This is a genomic window from Rhizobium sp. CB3060, assembly GCF_025200735.1.
GTDB lineage: Bacteria > Pseudomonadota > Alphaproteobacteria > Rhizobiales > Rhizobiaceae > Rhizobium.
In genome coordinates this window covers 3,595,252-3,612,684 of sequence record NZ_CP104158.1, presented here as the reverse complement: position 1 = coordinate 3,612,684, position 17,433 = coordinate 3,595,252, and the positions used below count along the sequence as shown (strand labels likewise).

General features: G+C 59.5%; 14 protein-coding genes. 9 read left to right on the top strand and 5 right to left on the bottom strand.

The features are described 5' to 3' along the window. Window positions 1-93 precede the first annotated feature (93 nt). From mnmG to N2601_RS17340, 4 genes are read left to right on the top strand one after another with little or no spacing between them, the layout of a single operon-like run. Complete coding sequence (mnmG, locus tag N2601_RS17355) at window positions 94-1,974, top strand: tRNA uridine-5-carboxymethylaminomethyl(34) synthesis enzyme MnmG (RefSeq protein ID WP_104825281.1); 1,881 nt, start codon at window positions 94-96, stop codon at window positions 1,972-1,974. Between the two features lie 25 nt (window positions 1,975-1,999). After that, window positions 2,000-2,617 carry a 16S rRNA (guanine(527)-N(7))-methyltransferase RsmG gene (rsmG, locus tag N2601_RS17350; protein ID WP_260303246.1) on the top strand — a complete coding sequence of 206 codons (618 nt, stop codon included), beginning with the start codon at window positions 2,000-2,002 and terminating at the stop codon, window positions 2,615-2,617. Window positions 2,618-2,637: 20 nt separating this feature from the next. Next, window positions 2,638-3,432 carry a ParA family protein gene (locus N2601_RS17345; protein WP_104824923.1) on the top strand — a complete coding sequence of 265 codons (795 nt, stop codon included), beginning with the start codon at window positions 2,638-2,640 and terminating at the stop codon, window positions 3,430-3,432. Window positions 3,433-3,463: 31 nt separating this feature from the next. Next, window positions 3,464-4,348, top strand: a complete 885-nt coding sequence (locus N2601_RS17340) for a ParB/RepB/Spo0J family partition protein (protein WP_104824922.1) — start codon at window positions 3,464-3,466, stop codon at window positions 4,346-4,348. 15 nt (window positions 4,349-4,363) lie between these two features. On the opposite strand, the gene holA is transcribed toward N2601_RS17340, so the two are convergent. The 3 genes from holA to leuS are packed head-to-tail and all read right to left on the bottom strand — an operon-like array spanning window position 4,364 to window position 8,557. Beyond that, window positions 4,364-5,401, bottom strand: a complete 1,038-nt coding sequence (gene holA, locus N2601_RS17335) for a DNA polymerase III subunit delta (RefSeq protein ID WP_104824921.1) — start codon at window positions 5,399-5,401, stop codon at window positions 4,364-4,366. Between the two features lie 14 nt (window positions 5,402-5,415). Then, window positions 5,416-5,937, bottom strand: coding sequence for an LPS assembly lipoprotein LptE (lptE, locus tag N2601_RS17330; RefSeq protein WP_104824920.1), 522 nt, complete (start codon window positions 5,935-5,937; stop codon window positions 5,416-5,418). After that, window positions 5,927-8,557, bottom strand: coding sequence for a leucine--tRNA ligase (leuS, locus tag N2601_RS17325; RefSeq protein ID WP_104824919.1), 2,631 nt, complete (start codon window positions 8,555-8,557; stop codon window positions 5,927-5,929). The genes lptE and leuS overlap by 11 nt, the downstream gene beginning before the upstream one ends. A gap of 201 nt (window positions 8,558-8,758) precedes the next feature. On the opposite strand from leuS, the gene N2601_RS17320 reads away from it, so the two are divergent. Continuing rightward, a complete protein-coding gene (locus N2601_RS17320) occupies window positions 8,759-9,418 on the top strand; it encodes a YggS family pyridoxal phosphate-dependent enzyme (protein WP_104824918.1) in 660 nt (219 codons plus the stop codon). Between the two features lie 62 nt (window positions 9,419-9,480). Here the strand turns inward: N2601_RS17320 and N2601_RS17315 are convergent, their stop codons facing one another. Continuing rightward, on the bottom strand, window positions 9,481-10,188 hold the full coding sequence (locus tag N2601_RS17315) for a DUF1013 domain-containing protein (RefSeq protein WP_104824917.1): 708 nt from the start codon (window positions 10,186-10,188) through the stop codon (window positions 9,481-9,483). Between the two features lie 222 nt (window positions 10,189-10,410). Between N2601_RS17315 and acs the strand changes: the two genes are divergently transcribed. Further along, on the top strand, window positions 10,411-12,369 hold the full coding sequence (gene acs, locus N2601_RS17310; protein ID WP_260303245.1) for an acetate--CoA ligase: 1,959 nt from the start codon (window positions 10,411-10,413) through the stop codon (window positions 12,367-12,369). 531 nt (window positions 12,370-12,900) lie between these two features. On the opposite strand, the gene N2601_RS17305 is transcribed toward acs, so the two are convergent. Then, complete coding sequence (locus N2601_RS17305; RefSeq protein WP_104824915.1) at window positions 12,901-13,119, bottom strand: DUF1674 domain-containing protein; 219 nt, start codon at window positions 13,117-13,119, stop codon at window positions 12,901-12,903. Between the two features lie 108 nt (window positions 13,120-13,227). On the opposite strand from N2601_RS17305, the gene htpX reads away from it, so the two are divergent. The 3 genes from htpX to N2601_RS17290 all read left to right on the top strand — a co-directional run bounded on the left by htpX (window position 13,228) and on the right by N2601_RS17290 (window position 17,401). Next, window positions 13,228-14,214 carry a zinc metalloprotease HtpX gene (gene htpX / locus N2601_RS17300; protein ID WP_104824914.1) on the top strand — a complete coding sequence of 329 codons (987 nt, stop codon included), beginning with the start codon at window positions 13,228-13,230 and terminating at the stop codon, window positions 14,212-14,214. Continuing rightward, window positions 14,205-15,605 (top strand): RsmB/NOP family class I SAM-dependent RNA methyltransferase, encoded by a 1,401-nt coding sequence (locus N2601_RS17295; protein ID WP_260303988.1) that lies wholly within the window; start codon window positions 14,205-14,207, stop codon window positions 15,603-15,605. The genes htpX and N2601_RS17295 overlap by 10 nt, the downstream gene beginning before the upstream one ends. 149 nt (window positions 15,606-15,754) lie before the next feature. Next, entirely contained in the window at window positions 15,755-17,401 is a 1,647-nt protein-coding gene (locus N2601_RS17290; protein WP_104824912.1) for a heparinase II/III family protein, read from the top strand. Window positions 17,402-17,433 lie beyond the last annotated feature (32 nt).

Below are 17,433 nucleotides of genomic sequence, written 5' to 3'. Positions count from 1 at the left end.
GCGTTAGGTACGCTGTGGAAAACGTTTCACGTGAAACCTTCTTGACTCCTGATTTTGGTGTGCCAAACAGACGGCAATACCGAGGGCTTTACGATGCTCGATAAAATATATGATGTGATTATTGTTGGTGGTGGACATGCGGGCAGTGAAGCTGCGGCCGCAGCCGCCCGTCTGGGCGCGCAGACCGGGCTCGTCACCCATAAACGCGATACGATTGGTGTGATGTCGTGCAATCCCGCGATCGGCGGCCTGGGCAAGGGTCACCTGGTTCGCGAGATCGACGCCCTCGATGGTCTAATGGGCCGCGTCGCGGATGCGGCAGGTATTCAGTTCCGCATGCTGAACCGGAAGAAGGGTCCGGCCGTTCGCGGTCCGCGCACCCAGGCAGACCGGAAGCTCTATCGTCTCGCCATGCAGCGTGAGATCGACGCGATCGAAAACCTGGACGTGATCGAAGGGGATGCCTTTGATCTCGCCATAGAAAGTGACCGCGTTTCCGCGGTGATTCTAAAGAATGGCCGCATCCTTCGATGTGGTGCTGTCGTTCTGACGACCGGGACCTTTCTCCGTGGCTTGATCCATATTGGTGATAGAAAGATCCCGGCCGGCCGAGTTGGCGAGGAACCCTCGATGGGCCTATCCGCCACGCTTCATCGTTATGGTCTGGCGCTCGGCCGTTTGAAGACCGGGACGCCGGCGCGCTTGGATAGCACGACCATTGACTGGGATTCCGTGGGCCGCCAAGGCGCTGATGACGAGCCCGTGCCCTTCTCTTTCATGACGGATGCCATTACGACTCCGCAAATCGAATGCGGGGTGACGCGGACAACGCCGGCAACGCACAAGATCATTGCGGACAACCTCCTGCGGTCGGCGATGTATTCCGGCCAGATCGAGGGTGTGGGTCCGCGTTATTGTCCATCGATCGAAGACAAGATCGTTAAGTTCGGCGAGCGCGACGGTCACCAGATTTTTCTGGAGCCGGAGGGGCTCGACGATACGACCGTCTATCCCAACGGCATATCGACCTCGCTTCCCGAGGACGTACAGGATGCATTTATCAGAACCATTCCGGGTCTGGAACGAGTCCGAATTCTGCAGTGCGGCTACGCGATCGAATATGATCATGTCGATCCCCGCGAATTGAAGCCATCGCTCGAAGTCATGAAGATTCCCGGTCTGTTTTTGGCTGGGCAAATCAATGGAACCACGGGTTACGAGGAAGCTGGAGCACAGGGCTTGATTGCCGGCCTGAACGCCGCTCGCTTAGCCTCCGGCGGAGAGGCTGTGAAGCTCAGCCGCACGGAATCCTATATTGGAGTAATGATCGACGACCTCACCTCTCGTGGAGTGGCCGAACCCTATCGCATGTTCACCTCTCGCGCAGAATATCGTTTGTCCCTGCGAGCCGATAACGCTGATGTTCGGCTGACACCGCTGGGGATGTCTATTGGTTGCGTCGATGTGAATCGCGGCGAGCGGTTCAAAATCTATATGGAGAAGCTCGAGCAAGCTCGGGCTCAATTGAAGAGTTTGAGTGTCACGCCGACGGAAGCGGCAAAAGCCGGGCTGCATCTGAATAAGGATGGTCAGCGCCGATCGGCATATGATCTTCTATCCTATCCGGGTCAATCCGTTGACTCACTGTCTGGCCTGTGGCCGGAGTTGCGATCGATCGAGGGCCGCGTCGTTGAAGCTGTCGAGATCGAAGCTGCCTATGCAGTCTATATGGATCGCCAGACTTCGGACATCGTGCAGGTGCGACGCGAAGAAGAGCGCGTAATTCCGATGGGCTTCGATTTTTCCGTCTTGTCCGGTCTATCGAACGAGCTGAAGCAGAAGTTGACGGCTGCGCGCCCGAAGAATATTGCACAAGCGTCGCGTGTCGACGGGATGACGCCGGCGGCCATATCGCTTTTGTTGGCCCATCTGCGGAAGCACGTCGAGGCGGAAGAGCAGAAGCTCGTTTCCTGATATTGCAAGGTGTGAGAGTCCTGCCATGGAATTAAACGGTGTGCGTGTTTCACGTGAAACACAGGGACGCTTGCAGCATTTTGCTGAGCTGTTTCAGAAGTGGGCGAAGACCATTAATCTGGTGGCGCCCTCGACGATCAACGATCTCTGGCAAAGACATATTGCCGATAGCGCACAGATCTTTCAACTTCATCCGAAACCAGCCCGATGGGTTGACCTCGGTAGCGGCGGCGGTTTTCCCGGCATCATTACCGCCATTCTACTGGCGGAACAGGCCGATGGACATGTCGATCTGGTGGAGAGCAATCAGAAAAAGGCTGCGTTTCTGCGGGTTTGCCTCAGGGAATGCGAGGCTCTCGGCGCCGTCCACGCCATCCGTATCGAGGAAGCGCCGAAGGTCATTCGTCACTGCGAGGTGATCTCGGCAAGAGCGCTGGCCGAGCTGGATGTGTTGCTGGACTACGCAGCGCCTTGGGCGGAACGCAACGAAAATATCCGTTTGCTGCTGCATAAAGGCCGGGATTACGAGCGTGAAGTCGAGAAAGCCCGTGGTCGGTGGGAATTCGATCTGGTAAAACACAACAGTGTGGTCGAGCGAGATTCTGTTATTTTGGAGTTAAATCGCCCTCGACATCGAATTTAACCATAATTGGATATGCGGCAATGATCGGCGAGCGAAACCGGATTATTACTATCGCAAATCAAAAGGGTGGCGTCGGCAAGACAACCACTGCGATCAACTTAGCCACGGCCCTAGCCGCTATCGGCGAGCGGGTCTTGATCGTCGACCTCGATCCGCAAGGCAACGCCAGCACCGGCCTGGGCATCGAACGGCGGGATCGAAAACTGTCGTCCTATGATCTCCTGGTCGGGACCCATACGATTCTTGATACGGTTCAGGAAACGGCTGTCCCCAATCTCTACATCATTCCCTCGACGATGGATTTGCTTGGGATTGAGATGGAAATCGCTCAACAGTCCGATCGTGTCTTCCGGCTGCGCCGCGCGCTGAATGGCGCGGCTACCGCTTTTTCCTACATCCTGGTCGATTGCCCGCCCTCGTTCAACCTGCTGACCATGAACGCCATGGCGGCCGCCCATTCGGTTCTGGTGCCGCTGCAGTGCGAATTCTTTGCGCTGGAAGGTCTCAGCCAGTTGCTGGAAACCGTCGATCAGGTGCGCCGCACCGTCAATCCCCTGCTCGATATTCAGGGTATTGTCTTAACCATGTTTGATTCCCGCAACAATCTTGCGCAGCAGGTCGTCAATGATGTGCGCACGCATTTGGGCGAGAAGGTCTACCATACGTTGATACCGCGCAATGTTCGCGTATCTGAAGCGCCCTCTTATGGCAAGCCGGCGATCCTTTACGATCTAAAATGCGCCGGCAGTCAAGCCTATCTGCAACTGGCGTCGGAAGTGATCCAGCGGGAGCGGCAGCGTAAGGCAGCCGCCTGATCTATTGTTTGTTCTGAAGTGAGTAATTGCGATGAATGATGATGTTTCGAAACGGCGTCTCGGCCGCGGCTTGGCCGCTCTCATCGGAGAGATGGATCAGCCGACGCCGGTGGACGCCGGCAAGCCGGGCGTCAATCCGGATCGCATGGTGCCAATCGAATTCATCAGCCGCAACCCAAAGAATCCGCGTCGCTATTTCGACGAAACCGAGCTGCACGATCTTGCCAGCTCAATCCGACAGCACGGCATCGTTCAGCCCGTGGTCGTGCGTACGGTCTCGGTCGATCGCTATGAAATCATAGCCGGAGAAAGACGCTGGCGCGCGGCGCAACTGGCCGGCCTGATCGAAATTCCCGTTATCGTGCGCGATGTTGATGACAAAACCGCTCTGGAAATCGCCATCGTTGAAAATGTTCAGCGCGCCGATCTCAATCCTTTGGAAGAAGCGCTGGGCTACGAGCAGTTGATAGCCGAACATGGCTATACGCAGAATGACCTTGGCGAGATCATTGGCAAAAGCCGCAGTCATGTCGCCAATTCGCTGCGCCTGCTGAAGCTGCCGGAACCGGTTCGCGACATGCTCGCCGGCGGTAGTCTATCGGCCGGCCATGCACGCGCGCTGGTTTCGACTTCCGATCCGGCAGCACTTGCTCGGACGATTGTTTCCAAGGGAATGTCGGTGCGTGATGCCGAGCGGCTGGCGCAGAACGATATCAAGGCTCAGAACGATCCCCGCCCCGTAAGCGCTCGCAAGGACGAGAAGGATTCCGATACGCTGGCGTTGGAAAGAACATTATCCGACACGCTGGGGCTGGACGTCGCGATCAATCATCGTGGCAGCGGCGGTCAGGTGAAGATCTCCTACAAGACCCTGGAGCAGCTCGAAGAGATTTGCCGGCTGCTGGAGCGGCGTTGAGCGGTTTCGCGTCAGTCAGCCCTTGCGGGCCGATTGCAGCGTGGTTGCCAGCAGCGTCTGGGTGGCGATTGTGTCTTCCAGACTGGCGCGTTGCCGCGTTTGAAGAATGGCGGCCTGCAATCTGTTCATTTCCCGCGCGATTGCCGGCGCCGTCCAGCTCTTGAGGGCCTGTTCGATGATCGGCTTACGGCGGAAGTGCAGGTGCCGGCCGAGTGTCTGCATGACCTGTGCCGGCGGCACGCGCTTTTCGTCCATTTCCGTCCGCATCATGTCCAGCAACTGAAATTGTCTCAGACAACCCTGAAGCACGAGAAACATCGGTGTTTTGGAAGACGCGATTTTTTGCATGGCATGCAGAAAAGCTTCGGAATCGCCTTTGAGAATGGCATCCACCGCGTCATCTGCCGAAATGGCGCTGGCATCGCCGATGATATCGGTGACGTGATCCTCTTCAATTGTCCCCTGCCCGCGGCAATAAAGCGCCAGTTTACGGACTTCGTTGCGCGAAGCGATGCGATCGCCGCCGAGAAACTCTAACAGGATTTGACGCGCCGCCGGTGTGATGCGCAGATTTTCGTTGGCCAGCTCCACATCGATGAGGCTGTTCAGCGCGCGAATGTCGTCGGTATAGCACGGAATAGTTGCGACAGCTTTGGAAGTCTCTGCCACCTTGCGAAGGCTGGAGCCCTTCTTCAGATCACCGCCCTCGACAATGACAAAACTGGCATCCGGCGGATTATTGGCAATAATCTGCAGCGAATCGACGAGAGCCTTTTCGTTGGCGGCACCGCGGATCCACACCAGCTTTTCACCGCCGAAAAGGCCGATAGCATTGACCTCATCGAGCAGGCGGCCGGCATCGTTTTGGAGATCGCTCACATCGAGCTTGATCAGGGAAAAAGGGTCGTTCAGATCAACGCCGGTCTTGCCGGCGATCTGCCCTGCCCGCTCGGAGACAAGGCCGCGGTCAGGGCCGTAGATGACAAAGAGGCGGTAGCTGCGCGCGGCGTTTTGGAGAAATCCGTCAAACTCGTGGGATTTGATTTCCGCCATGCCGCGCGCTCATATTAACGGCTAAGCGCCGCAGCGATGTCGGCGCCTACCAGCTCGGCAACTTCGCGGGCTGCGCGGTCTTCAGAATCGCGGATGGCGCGTGCCTTGGCGAATTCCTGAGTTGGGAAGTCCACCAGCGACGTGACTGAGCGGCTACCGGATTTCAGAACCTTGCCATCGCTGGCATCCTTGAGGGTGAACGATGCCGTCACCGTCGTGCGGCCTGCGGCCGACGTATCGGAGGACGGCAGGTAGAGAACGCCGCCCGTGCCGGAGCTAACGCTCAGATCGACCGTATATTTCGGGGTCTTCGTTTCGCCGGCGCCGCGGCCGGCGATGAAGATCAATTGATTGCGAACCTGCTGACCGACGCGCGAACCGGCGTCGGAAAAGGCAACGTCCGCGAGCTTCTGCGTCACGCCGGTACTCTCCGCGTAAAGCGGCTTGACCTGGCATGAGGACAAAAGACTGGCAACGGCAACCAGAGACGCAACGCCTGCAGCGCGAGCGAGCTTGAAAAGACTATCAGACGACAATGTTCACGATCCTCTGTGGAACGACGATGATCTTCTTTGGCGCCTGACCATTCAATGCGCTTGCGACGGCATCCAGGGCGAGTACAGCCTCTTGCACGGCATTCTGATCTGCATCGCGCGCAATTGTCAATTCGGCGCGCTTTTTGCCGTTAATCTGCACCGGATACACGATCTCATTCTCGACGACGAGCACTTCGTCGTAGCGCGGCCAAGCGCTCACGGCGACCAGATGCGCATTGCCGAGCGCTGTCGAGCATTCCTCGGCCAGATGCGGCGTGATCGGTGCGACCAATGCGATGAGAATCTCGACCGCTTCACGAACGGCGGAACGATAGCTGGCATCCGTGTCGCCAGCGGCGACCTTGGCCAGCGGAGCAGCCAATGTGTTGACGAATTCATAGATGCGCGCGACGGCCTTGTTGAAGGCGAGCTTATCATAATCGCCCTGAACCGCTTTCAGCGTGCGATGGGCGACCTGTGAGATCGCCAGCGCGCTGCCTTCTTTAGCCGGAGTCGCGCTGACGGTCTTCAGCGCGTCAGCGGCCTCCGACACCAAGCGCCACATGCGCTGCGTGAAACGATGCGCGCCCTCGACACCCGCTTCCGACCAGATAACGTCACGGTCGGGCGGCGAATCGGACAGCACGAAGAAACGAGCCGTATCGGCGCCGTAGGAGGCGATGATATCGTCGGGGTCGACGACGTTCTTCTTCGATTTCGACATTTTCTCGATTGCGCCGATGGTTATCTCTTCGCCGCTCGACAGCAATGTCGCGCGGCGCTGACCGTCGGTTTCCTCGATGCGGATGTCGGCTGGCGATACCCATTCGCGCGTCAGGCCATTGCCACGGCTATAGGTCTCGTGAACGACCATACCCTGGGTGAACAGGCCCTTGAAAGGTTCCTTGGCCGCGACATGACCGGTTTCGCGCATGGCGCGGGTGAAGAAGCGGGAATAGAGCAGATGCAGGATCGCATGCTCGATGCCGCCAATATATTGATCGACGGGCAGCCAGCGATCAGCGGCCGCTTTGTCGGTGGGCTCATTTTCCCAAGGTGCCGTGAAGCGAGTGTAGTACCAGCTAGAATCGACGAAGGTATCCATGGTGTCGGTTTCCCGGCGGGCATCCTTGCCGCACTGCGGGCAGGCGACATGCCGCCATGTCGGATGGCGGTCGAGCGGATTGCCCGGCTGGTCGAAGGTGACATCGTCCGGCAGCTTCACCGGCAGATCCTGCTTCGGCACTGGCAGGACGCCGCAATCCTCGCAATGGATGACCGGGATCGGGCAGCCCCAATAGCGCTGGCGCGAGATGCCCCAGTCGCGCAGGCGGAAATTCACCTTGCGCTCGGCCTGCGGCGCATTGCCGAGGCTTGTCGCCGACAATTTCGTCGCCACCGTCTCAAAAGCTTCTTCAATGCTCATGCCGTCGAGGAAGCGCGAATTGATCATGACGCCGTCGCCATCATAGGCGACATCGTCGATGCTGAAGCTTGCGGCGTCACCATCCCTCGGCATGACGACGGGCACGACCGGCAGGCCGTATTTACGGGCGAAATCCAGGTCGCGCTGGTCACCGGAGGGGCAGCCGAAGATGGCGCCGGTGCCATAATCCATCAGCACGAAATTGGCGATATAGACCGGCAGCTCCCAGGACGGGTCGAGCGGATGGCGGACGCGGATACCCATGTCCATGCCCTTCTTCTCGGTGGTTTCCAATGCGGCAAGCGAGGTGCCGGCGCGGCGGCATTCTTCGCAGAAGGCATCGATAGCCGGATTCACCGCTGCCGCTTCCTTCGCCAGCGGGTGGTCGGCCGAAATCGCCAGGAATGAGGCGCCGAACAAGGTGTCCGGACGCGTGGTATAGACGGTAATTTCGCGTTCAGAGTTGGGCGAGGTTTCTAGCACGATTTCCCAACGAATCGTCAGGCCTTCGGAACGGCCGATCCAGTTCTTCTGCATCAGCCGCACTTTTTCCGGCCAATGGTCGAGCGTATCCAGCGCGTCCAGCAGGTCCTGGCTGAATTCGGTGATCTTGAAGAACCATTGCGTCAGCTCGCGCTGTTCGACCAGCGCGCCGGAGCGCCAGCCGCGGCCGTCGATGACCTGCTCGTTGGCGAGCACTGTGTTGTCGACCGGGTCCCAGTTGACCTTGGACTTCTTGCGGTAAACCAGGCCCTTCTCCATCATGTCGATGAAGAGCATCTGCTGGCGATGGTAATAGTCGACGTCGCAGGTGGCGAATTCGCGGCTCCAGTCCAGCGACAGGCCCATGGCCTTCAACTGCGCCTTCATCGAGGCGATGTTCTGGTAGGTCCATTCCTTCGGATGCACTTTGTTGTCGCGGGCGGCGTTTTCCGCCGGCATGCCGAAGGCGTCCCAGCCCATCGGATGCAAGACGTTGTAGCCACGGGCGCGCTTGTAGCGGGCGACGACGTCACCCATGGCATAGTTGCGCACATGGCCCATATGGATGCGGCCCGACGGATAGGGGAACATCTCGAGGACGTAATATTTCTCGCGCGGATCGGCGTTGTCAGTGAGGAAGACCTTTTCCTCGTTCCATTTCTGCTGCCAGCGAGGCTCGGCATCGCGCGGATTATAACGTTCGGTAGCCATCTGATCTTGTATTCCAGAAAATCATGGGGAGTTGGCCGTGACCTTCATCACGAAACCAACCAAGCGTCAAGTTTAGCGGGTGCGGCAAGTGCTTTATCTTGCAAAGCAAAGCCGGATTCTGTGGCATCGGCCCTTGGCAAAGGCCGCCTGCCTCATTACTGCAAAGTCTCAAGGAACAGGCGTCAATATCGAGGTGAAAAGATGGAACTTCAAGAGCGGTTGAACGCGGTTCGTGCCCATATCGCTGCAGCGGAGCATCAAGCCGGTCGACCGGCGGGTGCCGTGCAGCTCGTCGCCGTTTCCAAGACCTTCGATGCCGAAGCGATTCGCCCTGCCATTTCGGCCGGCCAGCGGGTGTTCGGGGAAAACCGTGTGCAGGAAAGCCAAGGCAAGTGGCCGCTGCTCAAGGCGGAAACGCCCGAGATCGAGCTGCATCTGATCGGGCCGCTGCAATCGAACAAGGCGGCGGATGCCGTGGCCTTGTTCGACGTCATCGAAACGGTGGATCGCGAAAAGATCGCCCGCGCCCTCGCCGATGAAATGAAACGGCAGGGCAAGGTGCTGAGGCTTTATGTGCAGGTCAATACCGGGCTGGAGCCGCAAAAGGCCGGGATTGCGCCGGACGATACGACCGCCTTCGTCGATTTCTGCCGGAAGGAGCTTGGACTTTCGATCGAGGGACTGATGTGCATACCGCCAGCGGATGAGAATCCTGGGCCGCATTTCGCGTTGCTCGCCAAGCTAGCCAAGAAGAGCGGGGTCGAGAAACTCTCCATGGGCATGTCGAGCGACTATGAGATTGCCGTGGCTTTCGGCGCTACGAGCGTTCGCATTGGGTCGGCGATTTTCGGAGCTCGGTGAGGCCCAAAAGAAAGCCCCGGTGAAAACCGGGGCTTCGAACTCGCTAGAGAGCTGATCGCGTCTCAATAACGGTCGTCGTCGTCATCGTCCGGCGTGGTGGACTTCAGCGACTTCAACTTGGCGAAGACGGCGTCGGCGTCGATTTCCTTTTCCTTCTCTTCATCGCGATCATAGCTGAAGCCGAGCTTCTCGGTTTCCTGCGCCGGCTGCAGCGTCGCGCCGAGTTCGGCGGCTGTCGGCAGCGGACGGCCCTTGGCGGCCTTTTCGACTTCCATGTCGAGGTCGATCTGGCTGCAGAGGCCGAGCGTTACCGGATCCATCGGCGTCAAGTTCGTCGAGTTCCAGTGCGTGCGGTCACGGATCTGCTCGATGGTCGACTTGGTGGTTCCGACGAGGCGGGAAATCTGTGCGTCCTTCAGTTCCGGATGGTTGCGCACCAGCCAGAGAATGGCGTTCGGGCGATCCTGGCGCTTGGAAACCGGCGTGTAGCGCGGGCCACGACGCTTGGATTCCGGCACGCGAACCTTCGGTTCGGAAATTTTCAGCTTGTGGTTCGGATTGGCTTCGGCGCGGGCAATTTCGTCGCGCGAGAGCTGGCCGGTGGCGATTGGGTCGAGGCCCTTGATGCCCTGTGCCGCTTCGCCATCGGCGATAGCCTTGACTTCGAGCGGATGCAGCTTGCAGAACTGTGCAATCTGGTCGAACGACAAGGCCGTATTGTCGACAAGCCAGATGGCTGTTGCCTTCGGCATGAGCAATTGTTGAGCCATGGATATAGTCCTTCTGTCAGTCCGCGCCGGTGTCGCGGTCCGGGGTGTAACACCACATTGTCCGGGAAATATGGCCCTATATAACCGCAGCGTTGCAGAATTGCAATTCTTTGCCGATGAAATGCGCTTTGTCTAATTGCTGTCGTAACTTGAGCTGCTATTGATGGCACGGAATGAGCACCCATAGTCTCGATAGAGGGTGCCAAGGTTGAGGAGGAAATGATGTCGGAAAAGATTCATCCGGTGACGAAGCCGGTTCAAGCGCGCGCTTTGATCGACGCGGCGAAATATCAGAAATGGTACAAGCAAAGCGTCGAGGATCCCGACAGGTTCTGGGGCAAGCACGGCGAACGCATCGACTGGTTCAAGCCCTACACCAAGGTCAAGAACACGTCTTTCACGGGCAAGGTCTCAATCAAATGGTTCGAAGACGGACTGACCAACGTCTCTTACAATTGCATCGACCGCCACCTGAAGAAGCACGGCGATGACGTGGCCTTCATCTGGGAGGGCGACAATCCCTATATCGACAAGAAGATCACCTATAACGAGCTCTACGAGCATGTCTGCCGGCTGGCGAATGTCCTGAAGAAGCAGGGCGTCAAGAAGGGCGATCGCGTCACCATCTACATGCCGATGATCCCCGAGGCCGCCTATGCGATGCTTGCCTGCGCCCGTATTGGCGCCGTGCACTCCGTCGTCTTCGGTGGTTTCTCCCCGGAGGCGCTGGCCGGCCGCATCATCGATTGCCAGTCGACCTTCGTCATTACCTGCGACGAGGGCCTGCGCGGTGGCAAGCCGGTGCCGCTCAAGGACAATACCGATACGGCGATCCACATTGCCGGCCGGCACTATGTCACCGTGGAAAAGGTGCTGGTCGTGCGCCGCACCGGCGGCAAGACCGGTTGGGCGCCGGGTCGCGATCTCTGGTATCACGAGGAGGTCGCCAAGGTGAAACCGGACTGCCCGCCGGCGAAGATGAAGGCGGAAGACCCGCTGTTCATCCTCTATACGTCGGGTTCGACCGGCAAGCCGAAGGGCGTGCTGCACACGACGGGCGGCTATCTTGTCTATGCGGCGATGACGCATGAATATGTCTTCGATTATCATCCCGGCGACATCTACTGGTGCACGGCCGATGTCGGCTGGGTGACCGGCCATTCCTATATCGTCTACGGGCCGCTGGCGAACGGCGCGACCTCGCTGATGTTCGAAGGCGTGCCGAATTTCCCGGATCAGGGCCGCTTCTGGGAGGTCATCGACAAGCACAAGGTCAATATCTTCTATACGGCGCCGACGGCGATCCGCTCGCTGATGGGTGCCGGCGATCAGTTCGTCAAGCGCTCGTCGCGCTCCAGCCTGCGCCTGCTCGGCACGGTCGGCGAGCCGATCAATCCGGAAGTCTGGGAATGGTACTATAACGTCGTCGGCGATGGCCGCTGCCCGATCGTCGATACCTGGTGGCAGACGGAGACCGGCGGCCACATGATCACGCCATTGCCGGGTGCGACCGACCTGAAGCCGGGTTCGGCGACGACCCCGTTCTTCGGCGTCCAGCCGCAATTGGTGGACAATGAGGGCAATCTGCTGGAAGGGGCGGCCGACGGCAATCTCGTCATCGCCGATAGCTGGCCCGGCCAGATGCGCACGGTCTACGGCGATCACGAACGCTTCATCCAGACCTATTTCTCCACCTACAAGGGCAAATATTTCACCGGCGACGGCTGCCGGCGCGACGAGGACGGCTATTATTGGATCACCGGCCGCGTCGACGACGTGCTGAACGTCTCCGGTCACCGCCTCGGCACGGCCGAGGTCGAATCGGCCCTCGTCTCGCACCAGCATGTCTCGGAGGCCGCCGTTGTCGGCTATCCGCATGCGATCAAGGGTCAGGGCATCTATTGCTACGTGACGCTGATGGCGGGTCAGGAGGGTTCGGATGCGTTGCGCCAGGAGCTCGTCAAACATGTTCGTGCCCAAATCGGCCCGATCGCCTCGCCCGACAAGATCCAGTTCGCCCCGGGCCTGCCGAAAACCCGCTCCGGCAAGATCATGCGCCGCATCCTGCGCAAGATCGCCGAAGACGATTTCGGCGCACTCGGCGATACCTCAACGCTGGCCGATCCCGCTGTTGTCGATGATCTGATCGCCAACCGGCAGAACAGGGCGGATGCGGCTTGATCAAAAAGCCGCCACACATGACCGAGTGATAATTCACTTCAATCGACGGAACGAAGCAGAATTTTTTTGGCGCCGGAATCTAAATTTCGGCGTCAATCCTGCGAAATTGCTTTGAGCCCCTTTTGTAGCCGGCGCGCGGTGAATTCGCCTTAATGGTGGTAAGAGCTACGTCAAAACATTCGTCAAAACAAAAGAGTCGCCAATCAGGTATAGGAGGCGTGCTACTTTGACCGTCTACTTGGTAGACGCACATAGCGGGGCGGCCAGCAGTAGTTACTCCTACAGTATGAACCTCAACTGTGCGGGGAAACCCATCGTAAGTCAGACTAAGTGAAACGCCCGCTCCTAAAGCTGATAGGGCTAACAGTTTATTCGATTCCGCTTGTGATGAATTCTTCGGCTTAAACGGTTTAGCGGCCTTCGGCCAAACAGAGTTATTCCAGCTCGAAGGTTTCGGCATTGGCATCTCCCTTCAAATCAGAGATTCCAATTTAAGTGATTCTCATTGAGTTTGCCGAAATATGTATCGGCTCAAAAATCGATCGCACGCCCATTGATCTCCCAATCGCCGAAGCGCGAGGGCTCGGCGCCGCCGCGGCCGCCGGTTTCGGGGGGGAGATCGGGTTGCGCCTGGGCCTTGCGGCGCTCCTCCGCTTCCGCGAGCGCCCGTTTGGCGGCTGGCGAGAGCGGTTTGTGAGGCGCCGTGCCGGCGTCGATGTCATTTTTATTATCGTTATCTGCAATCTGCATGGCGTGATGCGGCCTGGAACCGTTGAAATAGGCGGGTGAATAGCCAAATCATAGAGCGTCCGGCCGCAAAGAGAAAGGTTCGGACTGACGATGTGATGGAGACATCAGATGAACCTCATGCGCACTGCCATGTTGCTTGCCTTCATGACCGCCCTTTTCATGGGCGTCGGCTATTTGATCGGTGGTCAAGCCGGCATGATGATCGCGCTTGTCGTCGCGGCGGGGATGAATTTCTTTTCCTATTGGAATTCCGATCGCATGGTGCTTTCCACCTATCACGCACAGGAGGTAGACGAGCGCAGCGCGCCGGAATTCTATCGCATCATCCGCGACCTTGCCCGGAATGCAGGCCTGCCGATGCCGAAGGTCTATCTCTATGACAGCCCGCAACCGAACGCGTTTGCCACCGGCCGCAATCCCGAAAATGCTGCTGTCGCGGCATCGACGGGCCTGCTCAATGCGCTGACACCGGAGGAAGTGGCTGGTGTCATGGCGCATGAGCTGGCGCATGTGCAAAACCGCGACACGCTCACGATGACGATCACGGCGACGCTCGCCGGCGCCATCTCCATGCTCGGCAATTTCGCCTTCTTCTTTGGCGGGCGCCGCGACAATAACAATCCCCTCGGTGTCGTCGGCGTGCTGGTGGCGATGATCGTCGCCCCTCTCGCCGCCATGCTGGTGCAGATGGCGATCAGCCGTACGCGTGAATATTCGGCGGACCGTCGCGGCGCTGAAATCTGCGGCAATCCTCTCTGGCTCGCCTCGGCGCTCGGCAAGATCGCCCGCGGGGCGGAGCATATCCCCAATGAAGAGGCCGAAGGGCATCCGGCGACGGCGCATATGTTCATCATCAATCCGCTTTCGGGCGCGCGCATGGACAATCTGTTCTCCACGCACCCGGATACGGAAAACCGGATCGCCGCACTTCACGAGATGGCGCGCTACGGCGGTGACGGCGGCCCTGCTGCCGACATGCAGGCCGGCTTTGGCTCGACGGGACCGATCTTGACTGATAATCCGGTGCGCAAATCGCGCTCCGTACCGAATACGGGTCGCGGTGGTTCGCAACCGCCGAAGGGACCCTGGTCTTGAATTCCAACAATAAGAAGCCTTTCAACAAAGACGGAAGGCAATCGGGCAATCGCCCGCCGCGTGATTCGGCTCCCGCCAAGCCAGGATTTGCGGCGCGCGCCGCTGCGACGAAGATTCTGGCGGCGGTCATCGATCGCAAGACGCCGCTCGACGGCATGCTGGATGCCGAAGGCGGCAATCCTGCCTATAGAGCGCTTGGCGAGAGCGACCGGGCGCTGGTGCGCGCCATTCTGAATTCGGCGCTTAGGCATTTGCCGCGCATCGAGGCGGCGATCGCTTCCCTGCTGGACTCACCACTGCCGGAGGGCGCCCGCGCCCTGCATCATGTCCTGGTGGTGGGTGCGGCACAGATGCTCTATCTCGACGTGCCGGATCATTCCGCGGTCGATATTGCCGTCGAGCAGGCCAACCAAGACCCGCGCAACCGCCGCTTCGCCAAGCTGGTCAACGCGATTCTCAGGCGGATAGGGCGGGAGAAGCAAGAGATTCTGAGCCGGGTTGCCAATGTGCCAGCCATGCCGGCCTGGTTCCTGGCGCGTCTCGAGGCTGCCTATGGCACGGAGGCTGCGGCAAGGATTTCCGATACGCAACTGGAGCCGGCGGCGATTGACGTTACGGTGAAATCCGATGCCGAGGGCTGGGCGAAACGCTTGAATGGCGTCGTCTTGCCGACCGGCGGCGTGCGGCTTGCCGCTTTCGAAGGCTCCATTCCTTCGCTCGATGGGTTTTCGGACGGCGAATGGTGGGTCCAGGATGCCGCCGCCAGCATTCCGGCAAAATTGTTCGGTTCGCTTTCTGGCCGTAAGGTGGTGGATCTCTGCGCCGCGCCGGGCGGCAAAACCGCGCAGCTCATTCTCGCCGGCGGCAAGGTGACCGCGCTCGACCAATCCGCCAATCGCCTCAAGCGGCTCTCCGCCAATCAGGCAAGACTTGGGATGGAGGCGGAAACCATCGCCGCCGACATGGCAAAGTTCCAACCCGACGATCTTTTCGACGCGGCCCTTCTCGATGCTCCCTGCTCGTCAACGGGCACGACGCGTCGCCATCCCGATGTGCTGTGGACCAAGGGTCCGGAGGACATCGCCAAGCTTGCCGGCCTGCAGGAGCGTTTGCTTCGCCATGCTTTGACCCTGGTCAAGCCTGGCGGGCTCGTGGTCTTCTCCAACTGTTCGCTTGATCCGGAAGAGGGCGAGGATCTTGTCGCGCGCGTTCTGGCCGAGACGGAGACGGTCGAGCGCGTGCCGATCAAGCCTGAGGATTGGCCGGGTCTCGAGGCCGCAATCTCGCCTCTCGGTGCTTTCCGCACCACGCCCGACATGCTGCCGCTTTCCGGCGGTTTCGCATCCGGACTGGATGGGTTCTTCGCAGTGGTGCTGCGCCGCACGCGATAGTAGCGGCTCCGAGGGGTTACGCTCGACTTGTTCAAAAATCGGGCACAATGTCCTTATTTGGCATATTCCTAACCTCTTCTTAACCACCGATATAGAGAGTAAGCATAAGCAAATATGCAGTTTTCCGGCAGGGTTCGGTGAGTTTACACATGCGGGAAGCATGGCGGCGAATGTCGCGCCGCGCGGCACTGACGCGATTGCGTCTCACCCGCCACACGATGCGTGTGCCGGAACGATTGATCGTGGCTCCGACGGACCTGCGCAGCATCGATCCGTTTTTTGTCGAAGAGCTTTTGAACGGCCGTATCCTGTTGGCAGGCCGGGTGCTGGAAACGGAGGGGAAATCTCCCTTCGCGCTGGAGCTGCCGTCGCAGGCCTTTGCGGCCCGCCTGCATAGCTTCCGCTGGCTGCGGCATTTGCGGGCGGAAAAAAGCGATCAGGCTTCGGCGCTGGCGCGCGCCATCCTCAATGACTGGATGGCCGTGCATGGCCGTCGGCTGCATGGGATAGCCTGGTCGCCCGATATTGCGGCACAGCGGCTGATCGCCTGGTTGTCGCATTCGCCCGTGGTCCTGCAGGGCACGGATGGCGGCTTTTATCGCCGTTTCATGCGCATGCTGGTTTTCCACGTCTGCTATCTCCGCCGTGTGGCGGCAACGACGCGTGACGGCGAGACGCGGTTCCGGGTGCGGATCGCGCTCGCCATGTCCTCGGTTGCCATGCCGAACGGCAGCTCGACACTGAAGCGTGCCGGCCAGGCGCTCGATCGCGAAATCGACCGGCAGATTCTCCCCGACGGTGGGCATATCTCGCGTAATCCCCGCGTGGCGCTGGAACTGCTGCTCGACTTGCTGCCGCTGCGCCAGACCTACGTCAATCTTGGCCACGACGCGCCGGCGCGTCTGATTCCTGGCATCGACCGCATGTATCCGGCCTTGCGCTTCTTCCGGCATCAGGATGGCGATCTCGCGCTGTTCAATGGCGCGACGTCGACGCTGGCCAACGAGCTGATGTCCGTCCTGCGTTATGACGAAACCGCCGGCCAGGTGTTCAAGGCGCTGCCGCATACCAAATACCATCGGCTGGCGGCCGGACAGGCCGTGGTCATCATCGATACCGGGGCGCCCGCTTCCGCCGACCTCAGCCGCACGGCGCATGCCGGCTGCCTGTCCTTCGAAATGTCTTCGGGCAAATCCCGCTTCATCGTCAATTCCGGCTCGCCGAATTTTGCCGGCGACCGCTACGTCCAGGCGGCGCGCGCCACCGCGGCGCATTCGACCGTGACGCTCGATGACACTTCGTCGAGCCTGTTTTCGAGGTCCAAAGCGCTCGGGCCTGTGATGGTCGGCGGCGTCAAGAAGGTCATTGTTGAGCGCGCGGAGACCGAAGATGGCCGCGACTATGTCCGGGCGGTGCATGACGGCTATCTCTCGACCTTCGGTTATGCCCATGAGCGCGAGGTGAGCCTCAATGCCGCCGGCACCATTCTTGCCGGCCGCGACCGTTTTTTTGTGCCGGAGGGCAAGAAATCGCTACTGAAGAGCGACGGTCTTGCCTCCGCCCGCTTTCATGTTCATCCCTCCATCAGCCTATTGCAGACCGAGACCGACGCCGCGCTGTTGATCGCGCCGGATGGCGAGACCTGGGTGTTCTCCTCGCCGGGCAATGAGGTGCTGGTGACTGAGGATATCTTTTTTGCCGACGCTTCCGGCATGCGCTCCTCCGACCAGCTCGAGATCGTTTTCCCGATCACCGAAAAGCCGGAAATCCGCTGGTTTTTATCCCATCGGCCATAGGCTAAGTGCTTAAGCTGTGTTAACGGGGCGGG